Consider the following 249-nt stretch of genomic DNA (forward strand, 5'->3'; position numbering starts at 1 on the left):
CAGAAATCAATTGAGATTCCGTCAGTAGCGGCGAGCGAACGCGGATTAGCCCTTAAGCTTGTGAATGATTAGGAGAACGGTCTGGGAAGGCCGGCCATAGTGGGTGATAGCCCCGTATCCGAAAATCTGATCAAGTGAAATCGAGTAGGTCGGAGCACGTGAAACTTTGACTGAATGTGGGGGGACCATCCTCCAAGGCTAAATACTCCTGGCTGACCGATAGTGAACCAGTACCGTGAGGGAAAGGCG

General features: G+C 51.8%; 1 rRNA gene. It reads left to right on the forward strand.

Annotated elements, in window-relative coordinates:
- Positions 1-249 (forward strand): 23S ribosomal RNA (locus tag MWU49_RS17695); the annotation flags it as partial.

The sequence above is a fragment of the Alcanivorax sp. S6407 genome (assembly GCF_023016115.1).
GTDB lineage: Bacteria > Pseudomonadota > Gammaproteobacteria > Pseudomonadales > Alcanivoracaceae > Alcanivorax.